We start from the raw sequence: 21588 nt of genomic DNA on the forward strand, positions 1-21588 counted from the left end.
ACCGCATCAGTCCGGGTGCCGCGCCACGTGTCCAAATACAAGAATTGTTCCAGCTTGAGGACTCGGAATTCGCGCGCCTGATCCGCGCGCCCGTCCAGGTCCAACACACCGGCGTCGAGCACACCGGCCGAATGTCCTCTCCCGCTTGCGGGAGAGGACGAGAAGAGCGCGTGCTTTGCGCTATTCCGCCGCCGCCAGACCGCGACGCTTCTCCATGTCGCGCAGGGCGCGGCGGTATTCCACCGGCATCACCTTGACGAACTTGGAGCGGTAGTCGGCCCAGTTATCCAGGATCGCCTGCGCCCGCGCCGAGCCCGTGTAGTGCAGGTGCTTGGCGATGAGCTGATGCAGGCGTTCCTCGTCGTGGCGGGACATGTCGCCCTGCACGTCGATGCGGCCCTTGAACTCCAGGTCGCCGCCGTGGTGGTGGAGGCGTTCCAGCAGGTCCTCCTCCTCCTCCACCGGCTCCAGGTCCACCATGGAGAGGTTGCAGCGCTTGGCGAAGCTCTTGTCCTCGTCCAGCACATAGGCGACGCCGCCGGACATGCCGGCCGCGAAGTTGCGCCCGGTCTGGCCGATCACCACCACGATGCCGCCGGTCATGTACTCGCAACCGTGGTCGCCGGTGCCTTCAACAACGGCGATTGCACCGGAATTACGCACCGCGAAGCGCTCGCCGGCGATGCCGCGGAAGTAGCATTCGCCCTCGGTGGCGCCGTACATCACCGTGTTGCCGACGATGATGGACTCCTCCGGCACGATGGCCGCATTGGCCGGCGGCCGGACGATGATGCGCCCGCCCGACAGGCCCTTGCCCACATAGTCGTTGGCCTCGCCGATGAGGTCGAAGGTGACGCCGGCGGCGAGGAAGGCGGCGAACGCCTGGCCCGCGGTGCCGCTCAGCTCCACATGGATGGTGTCGTCGGGCAGGCCCTGGCCGCCATAGGCCTTGGCTACGGCGCCGGAGAGCATGGCGCCGGCCGAGCGGTCCACCGAGCGGATCGGCGTCTTGATCTCGACGCGCTCGCCCTTTTCCAGGGCCGGAGCGGCCTTGGCGATGAGGGTGCGGTCCAGCACCTTCTCGATGGGGTGATGCTGGCGCTCGGTGTGGCGGATACCCACCTCGGGCGGCATGTCGGGCTTGGCGAAGATGCGCGAGAAGTCGAGGCCCTTCGCCTTCCAGTGGTTGATGGCCGCGTTCTGGTCGAGCACCTCGGAGCGGCCCACCATCTCGTCGATCTTGCGGAAGCCGAGGGTGGCCATGATCTCCCGCACTTCCTCGGCGACGAAGAAGAAGTAGTTGATCACATGCTCGGGCGTGCCCTTGAAACGCTTGCGCAGCACCGGGTCCTGGGTGGCCACGCCCACCGGGCAGGTGTTCAGGTGGCACTTGCGCATCATGATGCAGCCCGCCGCGATGAGCGGGGCGGTGGAGAAGGCGAACTCGTCGGCGCCGAGCAGGGCGCCGATGATCACGTCGCGGCCGGTGCGCAGGCCGCCGTCCACCTGCAGCGCGACGCGCGAGCGCAGGCGGTTGGCCACCAGGGTCTGCTGGGTCTCGGCGAGGCCCATCTCCCACGGCGAGCCGGCATGCTTGATGGAGGTGAGGGGCGAGGCGCCCGTGCCGCCCTCGAAGCCGGAGATGGTGATGTGGTCGGCGCGCGCCTTGGCGACGCCCGCCGCCACCGTGCCCACGCCCACCTCGGACACGAGCTTCACCGACACGTCCGCGTCGGGATTCACGTTCTTGAGGTCATAGATGAGCTGGGCGAGGTCCTCGATGGAATAGATGTCGTGGTGCGGCGGCGGCGAGATGAGGCCAACGCCGGGGGTGGAGTGGCGCACCTTGGCGATTACCGCATCCACCTTGTGGCCGGGCAACTGGCCGCCCTCGCCGGGCTTGGCGCCCTGCGCCACCTTGATCTGCATCACGTCGGAATTGACGAGATATTCCGCCGTCACGCCGAAGCGGCCGGAGGCCACCTGCTTGATGGCGGAGCGCATGCTGTCGCCGTTGGGCAGGGGCTTGAAGCGCTCCGGCTCCTCGCCGCCCTCGCCGGTGTTCGACTTGCCACCGATCCGGTTCATAGCGATGGCGAGCGTGGTGTGCGCCTCGCGGGAGATGGAGCCGAACGACATGGCTCCGGTGACGAAGCGCTTCACGATGTCGGCGGCGGGTTCCACCTCCGACAGGTCCACCGGCGCCTGGCCCAGCTCTTCCGCGCTCTTGATGCGGAACAGGGAGCGCACGGTGAGCAGGCGGGAGTCATGGTCGTTGATCATGTTGGAGAATGCGCGGAACTTGTCCCGCGCATTGCCGCGCACGGCGTGCTGAAGCTCGGCCACCGATTCCGGCGACCAGGCGTGATCCTCGCCGCGGATGCGGTAGGCATATTCGCCGCCCACATCCAGCGCCATGCGGAAGATCGGGGCGTCGGAGAAGGCCAGGGTATGGCGGCGCTCGCTTTCCTCGGCGATCTCGGCGAGGCCCACACCCTCGATGGTGGTGGCGGTGCCGAAGAAATACTTGTTCACCAGCTCGGAGGAGAGGCCCACCGCGTCGAAGATCTGGGCGCCGCAATAGGACTGGTAGGTGGAGATGCCCATCTTGGACATCACCTTCAGCAGCCCCTTGTCCACCGACTTGATGAAGCGCTTGACGATCTCCTTGTCGTCCACCTCCTCCGGGATCTCGTCCTTCATGGAGAGCAGGGTCTCGAAGGCGAGATAGGGGTTGATGGCCTCGGCGCCGTAGCCGGCGAGGCAGGCGAAATGGTGCACCTCGCGCGCCTCGCCCGTCTCCACCACCAGGCCCACGGAGGTGCGCAGGCCCTTGCGGATCAGGTGATGGTGCACGGCGGCGGTGGCCAGCAGCGCCGGGATCGGGATGCGGTCCGGGCCGACCAGGCGGTCGGACAGGATGATGATGTTGTAGCCGCCGTGGACCGCCGCCTCGGCGCGCTCGCACAGCCGCTCCACGGCGTCGCTCATGCCCGCCGCGCCCTTGTCGGACGGGTAGGTGATGTCGAGGGTGCGGGTGTCGAACCGCTCTTCCATGAAGCCGATGGAGCGGATCTTCTCCAGGTCCTCATTGGTGAGGATGGGCTGGCGCACTTCCAGCCGCTTGCGGCGGGCGGTGCCTTCCAGGTCGAAGATGTTCGGCCGTGGCCCGATGAAGGAGACCAGGCTCATCACCAGCTCCTCGCGGATCGGGTCGATGGGCGGGTTGGTCACCTGGGCGAAGTTCTGCTGGAAATAGGTGTAGAGCAGCTTCGACTTGTTGGAGAGCACCGAGATGGGCGTGTCCGTGCCCATGGAGCCCACTGCCTCCTGGCCGGTGATGGCCATGGGCGCCATGAGGAGCTTGAGGTCTTCCTGGGTGTAGCCGAACGCCTGCTGGCGATCGAGCAGGGCCACGTCGGTGCGCACCTCGCGCGCCTCGACGGGGCGCAGGTCCTCCAGGACCAGCTGGGTGTGCTTCAGCCACTCCTTGTAGGGATTGGCGCGGGCGAGCTGGGTCTTGATCTCCTCGTCGGGAACGAGGCGGCCTTCCACGAGGTCCACCAGCAGCATCTTGCCGGGCTGGAGGCGCCACTTGGTGACGATCTTTTCCTCGGGGAGGGTCAGCACGCCCATTTCGGAAGCGAGCACGATGGTGTCGTCGCTCGTCACCATGTAACGGGCGGGGCGCAGGCCGTTGCGGTCCAGCGTCGCGACGATCTGGCGGCCGTCGGTGGCGACGATGGCGGCCGGGCCGTCCCACGGCTCCATGAGGGCGGCGTGGTATTCGTAGAAGGCGCGGCGCTCCTCGTCCATGAGCGGATTGCCCGCCCAGGCCTCGGGCACCAGCATCATGGCCGCGTGGGGCAGCGAGTAGCCGCCCTGGGTCAGGAATTCGAGCGCGTTGTCGAAGCAGGCGGTGTCCGACTGGCCCTCATAGGAGATGGGCCACAGCTTGGAGATGTCGGCGCCGAACAGCTCGGTGTCCACGGACGCCTGACGCGCCGCCATCCAGTTGACGTTGCCACGCAGGGTGTTGATCTCGCCGTTGTGGGCCACCATCCGGTAGGGGTGGGCCAGCGGCCAGGCCGGGAAGGTGTTGGTGGAGAAGCGCTGGTGCACGAGGGCGAGCGCGCTCTCGAAGTCCGGGTCGTGCAGGTCGGCGTAATAGGCGCCGAGCTGGTCGGCCAGGAACATGCCCTTATAGACCAGGGTGCGACACGACAGCGACACCGGATAATAGCCGGCGGTGCGCGGGTCCTTGGCGCCGTAGACGGTGTTGGAGATCACCTTGCGCAGCACGAACAGGCGGCGCTCGAAGCCGTCCTCGTCGCCGGCGAACTCGCCGCGGCCGATGAACACCTGGGCGTGCTTGGGCTCGGTGGGCAGCACGCTCCAGCCGAGGGAGGAGTTGTCGGTGGGCACGTCGCGCCAGCCGAGGATGACGAGGCCTTCCTCCGCCACCGCGCGCTCATAAGTGGCGCGCACGATCTGCTCGCCCTCGGGATCGCGGGGCAGGAAGATGTGGCCGACCGCATAGAGGCCGGGCTCCGGCAGGGAGAAGCCGAGCCGCGCCGCTTCCTTCAGGAAGAACTTGTGGGGGATCTGCACCAGCATGCCCGCGCCGTCGCCGGCACGCGGGTCGGCGCCCACGGCGCCGCGGTGCTCCAGGTTGAGCAGGATGTTGATGCCGTCCTGGATGATGCGGTGGGACTTGCGGCCCTTGATGTCGGCGATGAAGCCGACGCCGCAGGAATCCTTTTCATGGGCAGGGTCGAACAGGCCGAAAGGTTCCGGTCGGCCGACGATCGCCGTGTCTTTCACGGCGGCGGCCGTCCGAGCCACGCTTCCGTTCAAGCCATCTGTGCGATCCGTCGCTGCCATCTCGTCGTTCCTTCTGTGCTGGCGGCCGGGCAGATGCGCCCCGCCGTCCTTCCCCAACTCACGCCCTTGCGCCTCGATCCGGGTTTCCCGCGGATCGGGCCGCAGCCCCCATCGGTCCGGGCCCGCCCGATGATGTCCTACGGCTACGCTGCAACTTTTGCACCACTGCCGCGCCGCACAGAAGGCCCCCCGTTCGTATGAACGCGAGCTTGAGACAATCTGAGCCATCGGCACGGGGGATAGGGAAGTATGGTTTCCCTATCTCGAGGAACATGCCAGAAAAGCGGCACGCCTACAAGCGCCTCAATGGCGCATAATCAGACGGATCGGCGAAAAGTTGCGCCCAATACCTTCAGGACGAAAGAACGGTACGGCGCACGGCGCCGCGACGCAACGGAGTTTCGGGCGGCCCCTCAACGGCTATCGCCCTGACACCGCGGGTGCGTCCAAAGGCTGCCGCATTGGGCGCCTTAAGTTGCGTTCCAATTAGGCCCTCCACTGCTGCTGCGGCGGGCCTGGTCTTCGCAATACCCCGCGCCGGCTGGCGCGTCGCGACAAATGAGGTTCAAGAATGGAGAGGCGCGCCATGCCGCGAACCCTCACAGGTCTCGTGCGGGTCGGGATCAGTGCCTTAATTTTGGGCGCTGCGATTATGCCATCTGCCCCCGCTGCGGCACAGGCGCTGATTTATGAGGTGCCTTATGGCTATGAGCGACCCTATGGGCCTCCGCCCCGTGGTTATGTGCCCGCACCGCCGCCGCGCGGCTATGGCATGCTGCCGCCGGGCGAGGTGCGCGCCATCGTGGTCGGTATGGGCTACCGGCAGGTGTCGCGCCCGCGTCTGGCCGGGCGCACCTATGTGGTAACGGCAGTGGACGAGGACGGGCCGGCCGTGCTGCGGCTCGATGCCTTCACCGGCCGGGTGGTGAGCGCGCGCAGCGTCTATGGCGGCCCGACCATCGCCGTGCCGACGCCGCCCGGGCCTGGACCCCGCCGCCCCCCGCCGCCTCCGGCCCCACCGCGGTCCCAGCCGCCGGTGGCTGCGGCGCCGTCATCGCCCGCCAAGCCCCTGCCGCCGTCGCGCCCGCCTGAGCCGGCCGTGGCCACGGTGACGCCGGCCCCGGCCGTGCCCCAAGCTGTGCCCCAAGCTGTGCCCCAGGTCGCTCCGGCGCCGGATGCGGCCAAATCCGCTGCGCCGCAGGCTCCTGCTTCACCTCAGCCGGCCGCCGCGCCGTCGTCACCGCCGGCGCAATCTGCCGCTCCGCAGGCTGCACCGGCCAATCCAGGAGCCACCCCCGCGAACCCGGAGGCTGGACGGTCCGCGGCGCAATCGGCGTCGGCCGCGCCGCAAAAGCGCAAGGCCGGGGCGGGCACCGCGACCACGGAAACCGCCACCGCCGGTTCCGCCTCGGTGCTGTCGCGACCGAAGGCGCAGTAACGAAAACGGCCGGTGAGCTTGCTCACCGGCCGTTGGTCCAGAATGTGTCCGGGCGTCGCCCGAGTTCCAGTTCCGGCCGCCTGCGGCCGGAACGCATCAGGCGAAATAGGCGGCCGCCACGAGGCCGATCACCAGAACGCCGAGGAAGCCGAGGGTGACGAGGCCGAGCCGCTTCTCGATGAACTCCCGCGCCGACGGCCCGAAATAATGCAGGATCGCCGCGAGGATGAAGAAGCGCGCGCCGCGGGTGATGATCGACAGCACCACGAACCAGAACAGATTATAGTCGGCGAAGCCCGAGGTGATGGTCACGAGCTTGAAGGGGATGGGTGTCAGCCCCTTCAGCAGGATCACCCAATGGCCGTAATGGGCGTAGGCGGCGCGGAACTGGTCCACCTTCGAGCCGTAGCCATAAAGGTCGATCAGGAACTTGCCGACGCTATCATAGAGCAGCGCGCCGATGGCGTAGCCCACCAGCCCTCCGAGCACCGACGAGACGGTGGCGATGAGCGCATAGCGCCAGGCACGATCTGGGCGCGCCAGCGTCATGGGCACCTGCAGCACGTCCGGTGGCACCGGAAAGACGGAGCTTTCCGCAAATGCAACCAAAGCGAGCGCCCAGGGCGCCGACGGCTTCGCGGAATAGGCGATGATCCAGTCGTAGAGCTTGCGGAGCATGGGCGCCTTGTGCGGTGCGGTATAAAAGGTCCCTCGGCTTAGAGCGTCCTACCGGTCGAGTAAAGCGCCGGGAGGCTGTGAAAGGTCCCCGCGACATCCCGCCAGTCCCCCCTTACGACACGTAAACCATTGCTTTACCGTGATCTCCACGCAAAGACAGGCTGTGACCGGCCGGACACAGACAGGGCATTCTGTGCGGTGTAAGACCACAGGCACCGAAACCTGAGTCGCGCGGGGCGAGCCCCGGTTTTCGGTGTCTGGGGGCATGGTGCCGTTCTTCCGGGGAAGACCCGGAAGTCAAATGGGATCAGCCTGTTCAGGCTTTATGAACCGCTGCTGAAGTAGGTGTTCAGCTCTTGTGCGGCGCATGGCGATTAAAGCATGCGACGTCGGGACGATGCACAATTCGGCTCGGTCTGGCCGCGACCAAGTTGAGGGATGAGGATGTTCAAGCGAATCGCCGTGTTTGCCGCTCTCGTGCTCGGCTATGTCCTGACGGGAATGGCGCTGAACGCCAGCCAGCCGAACCCGGGAACGCCCCTCGCCGCCCCGATGACGGAGAGCGAGTGATCGCATCCGCCGCGCTGGCCCCGTGCCGGCGCAGCGTGCGAGGCCGGGCGTGATCCGGACATTCAACCACTGAAATGAAAAAGGCCGGGCGAGACCCGGCCTTTTCTTTTGCTTGCATCATTACCCTAGGGCAGGGAGGCTCCGGGGCGTTGCCGCCGGCCGGAGCCTCGCCCGGCTCAGTGCGAGGCAGCCTTCTTCGCAGGCACGAGATCGGCGGCGGTGACCGGCGGCACGGCGAGGATGTCGCCGAGGCCGGCCATGGCCGCGCGCTGGCGCACCAGGGCCAGAACCACGTCGAGGGTGGGAGTGGGCAGTTCGAGCATCTGGGCCATTTCCTGGACCACGCTCACCAGCGGGTCGATCTCCATGGGGCGGTCGCGCTCCAGGTCCTGCAGCATGGAGGTCTTGTGGGCGCCCACCGCCCCGGCGCCGTTGATCCGCCGCTCCACGTCCACGCGGAAGTTGATGCCCAGCTTCTCGGCGACCGCCTTGGCTTCCAGCATCATGGACCGGGCCACGGCGCGGGTGCCGGGATCGGCGGCGATGATGTCGAGGGTGGCGTGGGTGAGGGCGCTGATGGGGTTGAAGCACAGGTTGCCCCACAGTTTCAGCCACAGCTCGTCGCGGATGTTGGTCAGCACCGGCGCACGCAGGCCGCCCTTCTCCATCATCTGGCTGAGCGCGGTCACCCGCGGCGTGATCTCGCCCGAGGGCTCGCCGAGGGGGAACTTGTCGCCGTAGATGTGCTGGATCACGCCTGGCGCCACCACTTCGGTGGCCGGGTAGACGATGCAGCCGAGCGCGCGCTCGGGTCCCAGCACCTCCCACTGGCGGGCACCGGGATCAATGGTGGACAGGGTCCGGTTCTCCAGCGCGCCGCCATGCTTGTAGAAATACCAGTAGGGCACGCCGTTCACGGCGGTGACGATGGCGGTGTCGTTGCCCATGAGGGGGCGCATCCGCTCCACCACGCCCGGCACCGAATGGCCCTTGAGGGCGATGATGACGTAATCCTGCGGACCGAGCTCGCGGGGATCGTCGGTGGCGCGGACGTGGCTCACGCGCTCCTCGCCGTTGATCAGCAGCTTCAGGCCGTTGCTCTGCATAGCTTCCAAGTGGCCGCCGCGGGCTACGAGACTCACCTCGGCTCCGGCGCTGGCGAGCTGGGCGCCCAGATATCCGCCGATGGCTCCGGCTCCGTAGATGCACACCTTCATGGCAGATCCCTCCCGTCGTTCATTACGTATTATGTATGCCAGACTAGAGCGCACGCTCCGCCCTTGGCAACCATCGACCTCACGATAGCAGTGGAAATTAATTCCGGAAGATGGAAAATTTGTCACAGGGTGGACGTCGGCCGCCGTACAGCTACTTTGGGGGCCGACGCGCAGAGCCGCAGCCAAGCAGGTAGGGAGTATTGGGATGCCGGAGACCGAGGTCGCGCCACGCCGCAGGGGTCGCCCCGCCTCGGGCACCGCCGCCGAGGGTGGGGCCGAGGTCCAGTCGCTGGATCGCGCCATCGCCCTGCTGCGGGTGGTGGCGGATCAGGACGGCATGGCGCTGGCCGAGATCGCCCGTCGGGCGGAACTGCCGGTGTCCACGGTGCATCGCCTGCTCACCACGCTGGAAAAGCGCCAACTGGTGAATCACGATCTGTCTACCGGGCTATGGACGGTGGGACTGGGCCTGTTCCGCATCGGCTCTGCCTATCTGCGGATCCGCAAGCTACCGGACATCGGCCGCCCGGTGATCCGCCGGCTGCTGCACGAGACCGACGAAACCGTGAACCTCGCCATGTTCGACGCCATGGAGCTGGTTGTGGTGGCCCAGGCGGAGGCCCATGCGCCGGTGCGCGCCTTCTTCCGGCTCGGGGCGCGGCTGCCGCTGCATGCCACCGCCGCCGGCAAGGCGGTGCTGGCCGCCGCCACGCCCGCCTTCCGCGGCGCCTGCCTCGGCCAGATCCGCTACGAACCCTTCACCACCGCCACCCACCGGGAGGAGCGGGCGCTGATGGATGACGTGAGCGCGATTCTGGAACGGGGATTCGCCGTGGACCGGGAGGAGCATGCGCCGGGCATGCGGGCGGTGGCCGCCGCGATTCTCAACGAGTGGCGCGATCCCATCGGCGCGGTCTCGGTCTCCGCTCCCGCCGTGCGCATGAGCGAGGACCGCATCCTGCGCCTCGGGCGGCGCGTGGCGTCTGCGGCCGAGCAGATGACGCGGCTTTATTCGGGCGTCGATGAAAGCCTTTCGCAGGACTATGCTGCCTATCGGTAATATCTACTGACCAAACTGGCATACATTATCCAAAATATTAAAATACAGAGTACCGAATGCGGAATTGAAAATTCCAATTGACACAGGTCAAGTGCATTATACTCTTCGGGGGCCGCCCTAACGTAAGCGGTGGAAGCGCCAAATAGAACGCCAAATAAAACAAGACGTGAGAGACCGTTTCGGCCCGATCACATTCACATCCGGCCGGTAAAGCGGTCTCTCTCCAAAAATCGAGAGATGGATCCTGCACGCAGGCCAGCCGGCATGGGCTGATGCGGCTCCCATCTCGATCGGCTCAGTCTCGATTGGCACAGTCTCGATCCGCACACCAAAAAAGCGGACGATCCGGGAGGAAGACCATCATGCACTCGGCAATCGCCAGAACGATCAGGCGAGGCGCGGCCGCGCTCGCAGTAGCAACTGCCCTTGCACCCTTTGCGGCACACGCCTGGGAACCGACCAAGACCGTTGAATTCATCGTGCCCGCAGGCACGGGCGGGGGCGCCGACCAGATGGCGCGCATGATTCAAGGTATTGTTCAGAAGAACAACCTGATGAATCAGTCCCTCGTCGTCATCAACAAGTCCGGCGGCGCGGGCGCCGAAGGCTTTCTCGACGTGAAGGGCTCCAATCGGAACCCGCACAAGGTCATCATTTCCCTGTCCAACCTCTTCACCACGCCCATCGCCACCGGCGTGCCCTTCTCCTGGAAGGACATGACTCCGGTCTCCATGCTCGCCCTCGACGAATTCGTCCTGTGGGTGAATGCCAAGGCGCCCTATGACGACGTGAAGGGCTATCTGGCGGCGCTGAAGGCGGCGTCGGGAGATCAGGTGTTCAAGATGGGCGGCACCGGCTCCAAGCAGGAAGACCAGATCATCACCGCCGCCATCGAGCAGAAGACCGGCGCGAAGTTCATCTATGTGCCCTACAAGGGCGGCGGCGACGTGGCGGCGCAGCTTGTGGGCGGCCATGTCACCTCTTCGGTGAACAACCCCATCGAGGCGGTCTCCCAGTGGCGCGCGGGCGAGCTGAAGCCGCTGTGCGTGTTCGACGACAAGCGCCTGCCCTACAAGGAGCCCATCGCCAACGGCAAGGCGTGGGCCGATATTCCCACCTGCAAGGAAGCCGGGCTCGACATCGAATACCTGATGCTGCGCGGCATCTTCATGCCGCCGGGCGCCTCGAAAGAGCAGGTCGAGTATTTCGTCGATCTGTTCAAACGGGTGCGCGCCACCCCTGAGTGGCAAGACTTCATGCAGAAGGGCGCGTTCAACACCACCGCCCTGACCGGCACCGACTATGCCGCCTGGCTCACCAAGGCCGAGGCGACCCACAAGGACCTGATGGAGAAGGCCGGCTTCGTCGCGAAGTAGCGGGCGGGGCTCCGCCGGGCCTTCGGCGGAGCCCTTCCCGGCGCGGCAGTCTTGTCTTCGTCAACGGGAGAATGGGTCATGAGCAGCGAAACCGGCCATACTGGCCGCAATGAGAAAACCGTCACCAACCGCACCATGGACGCGGTGGTGGCCCTCATCTTCATGGGCTTCTCGGCACTGGTGATGAGCGACAGCTGGCGCGTCGGCGCAAGCTGGGCGGCGGACGGACCCGAGGCGGGTTACTTCCCGTTCTACGTGGGCCTCATCATGTTCATCGCCAGCACCGTCACGCTGGTGCAGAACCTGGTCACACGTCATCCCGACCTCACCAATTTCGTCGATCGCACGCAATTCGCCTCGGTCATGCAGGTGCTGATCCCGACGACGGCCTATGTGGGGCTGATCTTCCTCCTGGGGATCTATCTCGCCTCCGCCCTCTTCATTGCCTTCTTCATGTGGTGGCTAGGCAAGTATTCGCTGGCGAAGATCATCCCCGTCGCGGTGGGCGTGCCCCTTGCGCTTTTCGTGATGTTCGAGGTCTGGTTCCTCGTGCCCCTGCCGAAGGGGCCGCTCGAAACCGCGCTCGGCTACTGATGTCCATGGCCGAAGAGCTTGACTCTTCGGCCATGGTCCAAGTCCGCGGGGCCTGAGCGGAAGGCTCTTCCACGCGGCGTCTGGGCGAAGCCCTCCCCGCACGGGGCTTGGACGGCGGAGTCTTTGCACACGAAATCATGTGCAAACAACATCATGCCGGTTCGCACGAAGAGCACGGTCTGAATCTCGTAATCGATCCTTTTTACTGTTTAGGACAACACGAAAATGATCGAGGTGCGCGAGGGCAAGGCCCGCGCACCGTGCGCTGCGCCCGCATCACCTGGTCCGGTGGACCCAGGCCTTGGGCGCCCCGCGAAGACAAGTCCGGCGCGCCGGCTCAGCCGCGATGCCTGAACACGGCCAAACCCTGAAAAGACAACGCGCCCGCCCCTCGATGCCGCCCTGGATGCGGTCGAGGCGGCGCAACGGAGGACCCCGTGGAAGCGCTCACCTCACTCATCGGAGGGTTCGGTGTCCTCGCCGACCCCATGAACATCGTCTACATGTTTGTCGGCATCATGCTCGGCGTGCTCATCGGGGTGCTGCCGGGGCTGGGCGGCGCGAACGGCGTCGCCATCCTGCTGCCGCTGACCTTCTCCATGACGCCGGTCTCCGCCATCATCATGCTGTCCTCCATCTATTGGGGGGCGTTGTTCGGCGGCGCCATCACCTCCATCCTGTTCAACATTCCAGGCGAGCCATGGAGTGTCGCCACCACCTTCGACGGGCACCCCATGGCCCAGAAGGGAAAAGCCGGCGAAGCCCTGACCGGGGCGTTTACCGGCTCCTTCATCGGCGCCTTCTTCGCGGTGCTGCTCATCACCTTCCTCGCGCCGGTCATCGCGAAGTTCGCGCTGCAGTTCGGGCCGGCGGAGTTCTTCGCGGTCTACCTCCTCACCTTCTGCGCCTTCGTGGGCATGGGGCGAGAACCGGCGGCCAAGGTCATCGCGGCCATGATGCTGGGCTTTGCCCTGGCGGCCGTGGGCATCGACACGGTGACCGGTCAGCTGCGTATGACCTTTGGCTCGGTGGAGCTGCTGCGCGGCTTCGACTTCCTGGTGGCGGTCATCGGCCTGTTCGGCGTCGGTGAAATCCTGCTCACCATGGAAGAGGGTCTCGCCTTCAAGGGCAAGAGCGCCGCCATCAACGCGCGAGTGGTGTTCGACACCTGGAAGAAGCTGCCGCAATACTGGGTAGGCTGCCTGCGCTCGGCCATCGTCGGCTGCTGGATGGGCGTCACCCCCGGTGGCGCCACGCCGGCTTCCTTCATGAGCTACGGCCTCGCCAAGAAGTTCTCCAAGAACGGACGCAACTTCGGCAAGGGCGAACTGGAGGGCGTGGTGATGCCGGAAGTGGCGGCCCATGCCGCCGGCACTTCGGCGCTGCTGCCCATGCTGACGCTCGGCATCCCCGGCTCGCCCACGGCGGCGGTGCTGCTGGGCGGCCTGCTCATCTGGGGCCTCCAGCCGGGGCCGCTGCTGTTCGTGGAACAGAAGGACTTCGTGTGGGGCCTCATCGCCTCCATCTATCTCGGCAACATCGCCGGCCTGATCGTGGTGCTGACCACCGTCCCGATCTTCGCGGCCATCCTGCGCATCCCGTTCAGCGTCATCGCGCCCATCATCCTGGTGATCTGCGCGGTGGGCGCCTACACGGTGCACAATGCCGGGCTGGACATCGCCGTGATGCTGGTGTTCGGCGTCATCGGCTACCTGTTCAAGAAGCTGCAATATCCGCTGGCGCCGCTGGTGCTTGCGCTGGTGCTGGGCGATATGGCGGAATCCTCGTTCCGCCAGGCCATGCTGGTCTCCCAGGGCCACCTCTCCATCTTCTGGTCCAACCCACTGGTGGGCTCCATCGTGACGCTGGCCCTGGTCATGCTGATCTGGCCGCTGATCGCCATGCTCCTCGCCCGGTTCAAGGCGGACGGCTCCAAGCCCGCCGCAGCCGAGTGAGCCGGACCTGAGCGAAATCCGGCGGGGCGGCACCGGTCGCCGCCCCGCCTTCGGCAGGTCCGAACGAGAACAGTCGCGGGGGACTTCGGGCCTGTCTCGACCCCGCGAAAGCCCAGTAATGCTGCGGTGCGCAATCGATTGTCCAGGCTGCGGGATTGCGTTGGCGTTATGAAGACCGTATACAGTATTTCACGGATTTGGACCGCCTCGCCAGAAGGTGGCCGCTCCAGGGAGAGGAAGCCAAGGTCGTGCATCAATTGCCCGTGCATCAGACCCCCGCGACGGTCGCGGACCCTCCGAAGCTCAACGTCGAGCCGTTGGAGGCTGCCTCGAGCCTGCGCATGCTTGCCTACGATGCGCTCAAGCGAGCCATCACCCAAATGGATATCTACGGCAGCGCCGCCGAGTTCCGCCTCGACGAGCGCCAGCTGTCCGAGACACTCGGCGTGTCCCGCACGCCCATCCGCGAGGCCATGACGGTCCTCGAGCAGGAGGGCTTCGTGCGCTCGGTGCCGCGCCGGGGCATTTTCGTGGTGCGCAAGACCAAGCGCGAGATCCTCGATCTCATCGTGGTCTGGGCGGCGCTGGAAGGCATGGCGGCGCGGCTTGCCGCGACCCATGCCTCCGACGACGAGATCGCCAGCCTGCGCCGGCTGTTCAATGAATTCGAGGCCTCGCCGCCGGCGGGTCCCATGCATGAATATTCGCAGGCGAACATCGCCTTCCACCAGGCGGTCATCCGCATGGGAGGTTGCCGCCTGATCGTGGACATGACCGGGAACCTGTTCCTGCACATGCGCGCCATCCGCGCGGTGTCGGTGCGGCAGGAGAACCGGTTTGAAATCTCCATGCGGGAACACATGGCGATCATCGACGCGCTCGAGCAAAGGGACCCTGATCTCGCCGAGCGCCTGGTGCGGGAACACACCATGGGCCTTGCGGCCCATGTGGAGCGGCACGGTGTCTTTCCCGAATAGGCCGAGAACAAGCCGAACCGGGACGACGCGCTGAAGGAGACGCCTCATGGCAACGGCGGAAAAGACCAAGATTGAAGACAACGTGGTGCATCTCGACCCGGCGGCCGAGCAGGAGCTTACCGACGGCTTCCACCTCGTCATCGATGCCCTGAAGCTCAACGGCATCGAGACCATCTACGGCGTCCCCGGCATCCCGATCACCGACCTCGGCCGCATGGCCCAGGAGGAGGGGATCCGCGTCATTTCCTTCCGTCATGAGCAGAATGCCGGCAACGCGGCGGCCATCGCCGGCTTCCTCACCAAGACGCCGGGCGTGTGCCTCACCGTCTCCGCGCCGGGCTTCCTCAACGGCCTGACCGCGCTCGCCAACGCCACGACAAACTGCTTCCCGATGATCCTCATCTCCGGCTCGTCCGAGCGCGAGATCGTCGATCTCCAGCAGGGCGACTACGAGGAGATGGACCAACTCGCCATCGCCAAGCCCCTGTGCAAGGCGGCCTTCCGCGTGCTGCACGCGGCGGACATCGGCATCGGCGTGGCGCGGGCCATCCGCGCGGCGGTGTCGGGCCGTCCCGGCGGCGTCTATCTCGACCTGCCGGCCAAGCTGTTCTCGCAGGCGATGGATGCCGAAGCCGGCGCGAAATCGCTGGTGAAGGTGATCGACGCGGCCCCGGCGCAGATCCCCTCGCCCGCCGCCGTGGACCGCGCCATCGACCTCCTGAAGGGCGCCAAGAAGCCCCTCATCATCCTCGGCAAGGGCGCGGCCTACGCCCAGGCGGATGAAGAGATCCGCGCGTTCGTCGAGAACAGCGGCATTCCCTTCCTGCCCATGAGCATGGCCAAGGGCCTCCTGCCCGACACCCATCCCCAGTCCGCCGGCGCCGCGCGCTCCACCGCGCTGAAGGATGCTGACGTGGTGCTCCTCGTCGGCGCCCGCCTCAACTGGCTGTTGTCCCACGGCAAGGGCAAGACCTGGGGCGACAAGCCCAAGCAGTTCATCCAGGTGGACATCGAGCCCCGCGAGATGGACTCCAATGTGGAGATCAAGGCTCCTCTGGTGGGTGACATCGGCTCCGTCATCGCGGCGCTGAACGCCCGCATCGACGGCAGCTGGCAGGCCCCGCCCGCCGAGTGGGTGGAGACCATCCGCTCCAAGAAGGAAGCCAACATCGCCAAGATGGCGCCGAAACTGCTCAAGAATTCGGTGCCCATGGACTTCCACTCGGCGCTCGGCGCGCTGAAGAACGTGATCAAGGAGCGGCCCGACGCCATCCTCGTCAACGAGGGCGCCAACACGCTCGATCTCGCCCGCGGCATCATCGACATGTACCAGCCGCGCAAGCGCCTGGACGTGGGCACCTGGGGCGTGATGGGCATCGGCATGGGCTTCGCGGTGGGCGCGGCCGTGGAAACCGGCAAGCCGGTGCTCGCGGTGGAAGGCGACAGCGCCTTCGGCTTCTCGGGCATGGAGGTGGAGACCATCTGCCGCTACGACCTGCCGGTCACCATCGTGATCTTCAACAACAACGGCATCTATCGCGGCACCGACACCGACCCCACCGGGCGTGATCCCGGCACCACGGTGTTCGTGCCCGGCGCCCGCTACGACAAGATGATGGAAGCCTTCGGCGGTGTGGGCGTGCACGTCACCTCCCCCGACGAGCTCTATCGCGCCGTGAGCGCCGCCATGGACAGCGGCAAGCCCACCCTGATCAACGCGGTGATCGATCCGGCGGCCGGCTCCGAGAGCGGCAACATCGGCTCGCTCAACCCGCAGAGCGTGGTCAAAAAGAAGAAGTGATCTTTTCGACCCGACACCATTTGCAGGCGGGAGAAATTCCGCCTGCAACACCCGAAGACCCAAAACAAAAACAGTAATCCGGGAACGAGACACTAAAGCGGCGCAGCGTCGCAAGACCAGCCGGAGCGAGGACAAGATGGGCAAGGCACTAGAGGGGGTCCGCATCCTGGACTTCACCCACGTTCAATCCGGACCGAGCTGCACCCAGCTGCTCGCGTGGTTCGGCGCCGACGTGATCAAGGTGGAGCGGCCGGGCGAAGGCGACGTGACGCGCGGCCAGCTGCGCGATGTCGGCGACGCGGACAGCCTCTACTTCACCATGCTCAACTCCAACAAGCGCTCCATCACGCTCGACACCAAGACGGCGGACGGCAAGGCCGTGCTCGAAGACCTGGTGCGGCGCTGCGACGTGCTGGTGGAGAATTTCGCTCCCGGTGCGCTGGATCGCATGGGGCTGACCTGGGAGCGCCTGTCCTCCATCAATCCGCGCCTCATCCTCGCCTCGGTGAAGGGCTTCGGCCCCGGCCCGTTCGAGGACTGCAAGGTCTACGAAAACGTGGCCCAGTGCGCCGGCGGCGCCGCCTCCACCACCGGCTTCCGCGATGGTCCGCCGGTGGTCAGCGCGGCCCAGATCGGCGATTCGGGCACCGGCCTGCACCTGGCGCTGGGCATCGTCACCGCGCTGTTCCAGCGCGAGCACACCGGGCGTGGCCAGAAGGTGCTGTGCGCCATGCAGGACGCGGTGCTCAACCTGTGCCGGGTGAAGCTGCGCGACCAGCAGCGCCTCGGCCATGGCCCGCTCAAGGAATACAGCCAGTTCGGCGAGGGCGTGCCCTTCGGCGAGACCGTGCCGCGCGCCGGCAACGATTCAGGCGGTGGCCAGCCCGGCCGCATCCTGCGTTGCAAGGGCTGGGAGCAGGACCCCAACGCCTACATTTATTTCATCACCCAGGGCCCGGTGTGGTCGAAGATCTGCGACGTCATCGGCGAGCCGGAGTGGAAGACCAAGCCGGACTATGCGAGCCCGGCCGCGCGCCTGCCGCATCTCAACGAGATCTTCACCCGCATCGAGGCGTGGACCATGGCCCACACCAAGTTCGAGGCCATGGAGATCCTCAACCAGTATGACATCCCCTGCGGGCCGATCCTGTCCATGAAGGAGATCGCCGAGGACCGCTCGCTCTATGCCACCGGCACGCTGGTGGAGGTGGAGCACCCGGTGCGCGGTACCTACCTGACCGTGGGCAACCCCATCAAGCTCTCGGACAACCAGGTGGACGTGGAGCGCTCGCCGCTGCTCGGAGAGCACACGGACGAGGTGCTCTCCCAGGTGCTGGGCCTGACCCCGGACCGCATTGACGCCCTGCGCCAGTCCGGTGCGCTCGGCGAGCCGCGCCGGATGGCGGCGGAATAGGTCATCGCGCCTCCGGGCGGCACCCTGAGGGGCCGCCCCTTGCCGCCGGCCGCGTGCCGGCGGGGAGCAAAAGGCAGGAAGGAACGCAAGTCATGACTACGGCCCTAGATCTTGCTCAGCTGCTAGATGCCGTCGCAGACGCCATTGTCGTCTGCGACCAGGCCGGCGCCATCACGCTCTGGAACACGGGCGCCGAGCGGATGTTCGGCTTCGCGCCCGCCGAGGCCCTGGGCCAGTCGCTCGACATCATCATCCCGGAGCGCCAGCGCAAGCGGCACTGGGATGGCTACGACGTGACCATGCGCACGGGCGTCACCCGCTACGGGACCAGCCTCCTGCGCGTCCCGGCCGTCCACAAGGACGGGCACGCCCTGTCCATCGCCTTCACCGTCGCTCTCGTCCTCTCGGCCGATGGAAAGCCGACCCATGTCGCCGCGGTCATCCGCGACGAGACGGAGCGGTGGAAGGAAGAACGCAACCTTCAGAAGCGCGTCGCCGAGCTCGAGGCGAAGCTGAAGGCGACGGAACAAGCACAATAGCCGGATCAACCGGCACGGATCGGTTCGATGGCGGCCCTGGGCCGCCGCGGCCGGAGGTTTTCGGGACGAGAGGGCGCCACTGCCCGTCTCCTCCCGGTCTTAAGGCAACGCTTGATAAGGGAACGCGACCATGACGACCAAGCCGTTGGAAGGCATCAAGATCATCGATTTCACCCACGTTCAGGCCGGCCCGGCCTGCACGCAGCTCCTCGCCTGGTTCGGCGCGGACGTGATCAAGGTGGAGCGCCCCGGCTCCGGCGACGTGACGCGCAACCAGCTGCGCGACATCTCCAATGCCGACGCGCTCTACTTCACCATGCTGAACTCCAACAAGCGCTCCCTGACCCTCGACACCAAGACCCCGGCGGGCAAGGAAGTGCTCACGAAGCTCATCAAGGAGAGCGACGTGCTGGTGGAGAATTTCGGCCCCGGCGCCCTCGATCGCATGGGCTTCACCTGGGAGCACATCAACGAGCTGAACCCCGGCCTCATCGTCGCCTCGGTGAAGGGCTTCTCCGACGGCCACCACTATGAAGACCTGAAGGTGTACGAGAACGTCGCCCAGTGCGCCGGCGGCGCCGCCTCCACCACCGGCTTCTGGGATGGCCCGCCCACCGTGTCGGCCGCGGCTCTCGGCGACTCGAACACCGGCATGCACCTTGCCATCGGCATCCTCACGGCGCTCCACGCCCGCAACAAGACCGGCAAGGGCCAGAAGGTCGCCGTGTCCATGCAGGACGCCGTGATCAACCTGTGCCGCGTGAAGCTGCGCGACCAGCAGCGCCTCGACCGCGTGGGCTACCTTGAGGAATACCCGCAGTATCCGAACGGCACCTTCTCCGACGTGGTGCCGCGCGGCGGCAATGCGGGCGGCGGCGGCCAGCCGGGCTGGGTGCTGAAGTGCAAGGGCTGGGAGACCGATCCCAACGCCTACATCTACTTCACCGTGCAGGAACAGGCCTGGGGCAAGGTGGCGGAAGCCATCGGCAAGCCGGAATGGATCAACGATCCGGCCTATTCCACCGCCCGCGCCCGCCAGGACAAGATCTTCGACATCTTCGCCACCATCGAGGAATGGCTCGCCGACAAGACCAAGTTCGAGGCGGTGGACATCCTGCGCAAGTTCGACATCCCCTGCGCGCCGGTGCTGACCATGAAGGAGATCGCCGAGGACGAGTCGCTGCGCAAGAGCGGCACCATCGTCGAGGTGGATCACAAGCAGCGCGGCAAGTACCTCACCGTGGGCAGCCCCATCAAGTTCTCCGACCTCAACGTGGAGATCACCGGCTCCCCGCTGCTGGGCGAGCACACCGACGAGGTCCTGTCCGAGCTCGGCTATTCGGCGGACCAGATCAAGTCCATGCACGAGGGCCGCGTGGTCTGATCGACCACTCGGCAATCCCGGAAGTCGGCGACAGCCGGCTTCCGTTTTACAAGACTGGAACCCGGACATATCCGGGTTCCAGTTATCGCCCCCGGGAATGAGGCTCCATGTCCCGACGCTTGCGCGCTCGGCCCGGCAGGGCAAGCCGCCGCGCATGAAGGTCGCCTGCCACGCAGCATGTCCTGTCGCAGGCTGATCCTGACGAGCCTACCGTCCGTGCTGGCACTTTGGCGCTGAGCGCCCGTCGCCGGTCCCGCGCCGCCCCTGAGGGGCCGGCGATCACTCTGGAACCCCGCCGAGAGCGTCACGCCTGCGGCCCCGATTGGCGTCGTGAACAGGCGTCGTGTCGCATTGGTGCGCGGCCCGGAATGCGTGCACACTCCGACTTTGGTCGCAAGGCCGAGGATGCAGGACGCAGCCGCAAGAGCCGCGCCCGAGGTCGCCGCATGCGCGGCCCTCGACGAGGGAGGAAACCCATGAACATTCACGAGTACCAGGCGAAAGCCCTTCTCAAGGAATTCGGCGTGCCGGTGTCCCGCGGCATCGCCGCCTTCACCGCCGAGGAAGCGGAAGCTGCCGCCGCGAAGCTGGGTGGCATCGCCTTCGTGGTGAAGGCGCAGATCCACGCCGGCGGGCGCGGCAAGGGCAAGTTCAAGGAGCTACCGGAGGATGCCAAGGGCGGCGTACGGGTGGTGCGGACCCCCGCCGATGTGAAGGCCAACGCCGCGCAGATGCTGGGCAATACCCTCGTCACCATCCAGACCGGGCCGGACGGCAAGCAGGTGAACCGCCTCTATATCGAGGAAGGCGCCTCCATCGACAAGGAATTCTATCTGTCCATGCTGGTGGATCGCGCCACCTCGCGCGTGGCCTTCGTGGTCTCCACTGAAGGCGGCATGGACATCGAGGAAGTGGCCCATGCCACCCCCGAGCGCATCGTCACCTTCTCGGTGGACCCGGCCACCGGCGTGCAGCCCCTGCACGGCCGCAAGGTGGCGCAGGCGCTGGGGCTGTCCGGCGACCTCGCCAAGCAGGCCGTGGCGCTGACGGAAAACCTCTATCGCGCCTTCACCGACAAGGACATGAGCCTTCTGGAGATCAACCCCCTGGTGCTGACGCGGGACGATCGCCTCGTCTGCCTCGACGCCAAGGTGGGCTTTGATTCCAATGCCCTGTTCCGCCATCCCGAGGTGGTGCAGCTGCGGGACGAGAGCGAGGAGGACTTCAAGGAAATCGAGGCCTCGCGCTACGACCTGTCCTATATTGCCCTCGATGGCACCATCGGCTGCATGGTGAATGGCGCGGGCCTTGCCATGGCGACCATGGACATCATCAAGCTCTACGGCCGCGAGCCGGCGAACTTTCTGGACGTGGGCGGCGGCGCCACCAAGGAGAAGGTGACGGCGGCCTTCAAGATCATCACCGCGGATCCCAATGTCGAGGGAATATTGGTGAACATCTTCGGCGGCATCATGCGCTGCGACGTGATCGCTGAGGGCGTCATCGCCGCGGTGCGCCAGATGGGGCTGAACGTACCCCTGGTGGTGCGGCTGGCCGGCACCAATGTGGACGAGGGCAAGACGATCATCCGTGAGTCGGGTCTGAACGTGATCCCGGCGGATGACCTCGATGACGCGGCGCAGAAGATCGTCGCGGCCGTGAAGAAGGAAGCTGCGTGATGTCCGTGCTTATCGACGCCAA

The 21588-nt window shown here is 66.2% G+C and carries 15 protein-coding genes; 12 read left to right on the plus strand and 3 right to left on the minus strand.

Annotated elements, in window-relative coordinates; translation table 11 throughout:
• Positions 1-180: 180 nt before the first annotated feature.
• Positions 181-4884: a glutamate synthase large subunit gene (gltB, locus tag FBQ73_RS04125; RefSeq protein WP_138398253.1), complete on the minus strand. Its 4704-nt coding sequence runs from the start codon at positions 4882-4884 to the stop codon at positions 181-183.
• 652 nt (positions 4885-5536) lie between these two features.
• Between gltB and FBQ73_RS04130 the strand changes: the two genes are divergently transcribed.
• Entirely contained in the window at positions 5537-6322 is a 786-nt protein-coding gene (locus tag FBQ73_RS04130) for a hypothetical protein (protein ID WP_138398254.1), read from the plus strand.
• Between the two features lie 96 nt (positions 6323-6418).
• On the opposite strand, the gene FBQ73_RS04135 is transcribed toward FBQ73_RS04130, so the two are convergent.
• Positions 6419-7000 (minus strand): YqaA family protein, encoded by a 582-nt coding sequence (locus FBQ73_RS04135; RefSeq protein WP_138398255.1) that lies wholly within the window; start codon positions 6998-7000, stop codon positions 6419-6421.
• A 444-nt stretch (positions 7001-7444) separates the two neighbouring features.
• On the opposite strand from FBQ73_RS04135, the gene FBQ73_RS23345 reads away from it, so the two are divergent.
• Positions 7445-7570 carry a hypothetical protein gene (locus tag FBQ73_RS23345; protein ID WP_269149852.1) on the plus strand — a complete coding sequence of 42 codons (126 nt, stop codon included), beginning with the start codon at positions 7445-7447 and terminating at the stop codon, positions 7568-7570.
• 176 nt (positions 7571-7746) lie between these two features.
• Here the strand turns inward: FBQ73_RS23345 and FBQ73_RS04140 are convergent, their stop codons facing one another.
• A complete protein-coding gene (locus FBQ73_RS04140) occupies positions 7747-8787 on the minus strand; it encodes a 2-dehydropantoate 2-reductase (RefSeq protein ID WP_138398256.1) in 1041 nt (346 codons plus the stop codon).
• A 205-nt stretch (positions 8788-8992) separates the two neighbouring features.
• On the opposite strand from FBQ73_RS04140, the gene FBQ73_RS04145 reads away from it, so the two are divergent.
• From FBQ73_RS04145 to sucC, 10 genes are all read left to right on the plus strand, one after another.
• Entirely contained in the window at positions 8993-9847 is an 855-nt protein-coding gene (locus tag FBQ73_RS04145; protein ID WP_138398257.1) for an IclR family transcriptional regulator, read from the plus strand.
• Positions 9848-10209: 362 nt separating this feature from the next.
• Positions 10210-11223 (plus strand): Bug family tripartite tricarboxylate transporter substrate binding protein, encoded by a 1014-nt coding sequence (locus FBQ73_RS04150; RefSeq protein ID WP_138398258.1) that lies wholly within the window; start codon positions 10210-10212, stop codon positions 11221-11223.
• Positions 11224-11301: 78 nt separating this feature from the next.
• Positions 11302-11817, plus strand: coding sequence for a tripartite tricarboxylate transporter TctB family protein (locus tag FBQ73_RS04155; RefSeq protein ID WP_138398259.1), 516 nt, complete (start codon positions 11302-11304; stop codon positions 11815-11817).
• Positions 11818-12305: 488 nt separating this feature from the next.
• On the plus strand, positions 12306-13772 hold the full coding sequence (locus FBQ73_RS04160; RefSeq protein WP_392567221.1) for a tripartite tricarboxylate transporter permease: 1467 nt from the start codon (positions 12306-12308) through the stop codon (positions 13770-13772).
• Positions 13773-14113: 341 nt separating this feature from the next.
• Positions 14114-14749, plus strand: a complete 636-nt coding sequence (locus FBQ73_RS04165; RefSeq protein WP_138398267.1) for a GntR family transcriptional regulator — start codon at positions 14114-14116, stop codon at positions 14747-14749.
• Between the two features lie 46 nt (positions 14750-14795).
• Positions 14796-16550 (plus strand): oxalyl-CoA decarboxylase, encoded by a 1755-nt coding sequence (oxc, locus tag FBQ73_RS04170; RefSeq protein WP_138398261.1) that lies wholly within the window; start codon positions 14796-14798, stop codon positions 16548-16550.
• Between the two features lie 136 nt (positions 16551-16686).
• Positions 16687-17964, plus strand: a complete 1278-nt coding sequence (gene frc / locus FBQ73_RS04175; protein WP_138398262.1) for a formyl-CoA transferase — start codon at positions 16687-16689, stop codon at positions 17962-17964.
• A gap of 92 nt (positions 17965-18056) precedes the next feature.
• Positions 18057-18503: a PAS domain-containing protein gene (locus FBQ73_RS04180; RefSeq protein ID WP_138398263.1), complete on the plus strand. Its 447-nt coding sequence runs from the start codon at positions 18057-18059 to the stop codon at positions 18501-18503.
• Positions 18504-18633: 130 nt separating this feature from the next.
• On the plus strand, positions 18634-19887 hold the full coding sequence (gene frc / locus FBQ73_RS04185) for a formyl-CoA transferase (RefSeq protein ID WP_138398264.1): 1254 nt from the start codon (positions 18634-18636) through the stop codon (positions 19885-19887).
• A gap of 476 nt (positions 19888-20363) precedes the next feature.
• The gene (gene sucC / locus FBQ73_RS04190; RefSeq protein ID WP_138398265.1) at positions 20364-21566 is read left to right on the plus strand and encodes an ADP-forming succinate--CoA ligase subunit beta; all 1203 of its coding nucleotides are present in this window, start codon (positions 20364-20366) and stop codon (positions 21564-21566) included.
• Positions 21567-21588: the final 22 nt, after the last annotated feature.

It is taken from the genome of Xanthobacter autotrophicus (assembly GCF_005871085.1).
GTDB classification, from domain to species: Bacteria; Pseudomonadota; Alphaproteobacteria; order Rhizobiales; family Xanthobacteraceae; genus Xanthobacter; species Xanthobacter autotrophicus.

Excerpts from the sequence above, each read along its gene's own strand:
- gltB (WP_138398253.1), bottom strand. The coding sequence starts at position 4,884 with ATGGCAGCGACGGATCGCACAGATGGCTTGAACGGAAGCGTGGCTCGG.
- FBQ73_RS04130 (WP_138398254.1), top strand. The coding sequence starts at position 5,537 with ATGCCATCTGCCCCCGCTGCGGCACAGGCGCTGATTTATGAGGTGCCT.
- FBQ73_RS04135 (WP_138398255.1), bottom strand. The coding sequence starts at position 7,000 with ATGCTCCGCAAGCTCTACGACTGGATCATCGCCTATTCCGCGAAGCCG.
- FBQ73_RS23345 (WP_269149852.1), top strand. The coding sequence starts at position 7,445 with ATGTTCAAGCGAATCGCCGTGTTTGCCGCTCTCGTGCTCGGCTATGTC.
- FBQ73_RS04140 (WP_138398256.1), bottom strand. The coding sequence starts at position 8,787 with ATGAAGGTGTGCATCTACGGAGCCGGAGCCATCGGCGGATATCTGGGC.
- FBQ73_RS04145 (WP_138398257.1), top strand. The coding sequence starts at position 8,993 with ATGCCGGAGACCGAGGTCGCGCCACGCCGCAGGGGTCGCCCCGCCTCG.
- FBQ73_RS04150 (WP_138398258.1), top strand. The coding sequence starts at position 10,210 with ATGCACTCGGCAATCGCCAGAACGATCAGGCGAGGCGCGGCCGCGCTC.
- FBQ73_RS04155 (WP_138398259.1), top strand. The coding sequence starts at position 11,302 with ATGAGCAGCGAAACCGGCCATACTGGCCGCAATGAGAAAACCGTCACC.
- FBQ73_RS04160 (WP_392567221.1), top strand. The coding sequence starts at position 12,306 with ATGAACATCGTCTACATGTTTGTCGGCATCATGCTCGGCGTGCTCATC.
- FBQ73_RS04165 (WP_138398267.1), top strand. The coding sequence starts at position 14,114 with ATGCTTGCCTACGATGCGCTCAAGCGAGCCATCACCCAAATGGATATC.
- oxc (WP_138398261.1), top strand. The coding sequence starts at position 14,796 with ATGGCAACGGCGGAAAAGACCAAGATTGAAGACAACGTGGTGCATCTC.
- frc (WP_138398262.1), top strand. The coding sequence starts at position 16,687 with ATGGGCAAGGCACTAGAGGGGGTCCGCATCCTGGACTTCACCCACGTT.
- FBQ73_RS04180 (WP_138398263.1), top strand. The coding sequence starts at position 18,057 with ATGACTACGGCCCTAGATCTTGCTCAGCTGCTAGATGCCGTCGCAGAC.
- frc (WP_138398264.1), top strand. The coding sequence starts at position 18,634 with ATGACGACCAAGCCGTTGGAAGGCATCAAGATCATCGATTTCACCCAC.
- sucC (WP_138398265.1), top strand. The coding sequence starts at position 20,364 with ATGAACATTCACGAGTACCAGGCGAAAGCCCTTCTCAAGGAATTCGGC.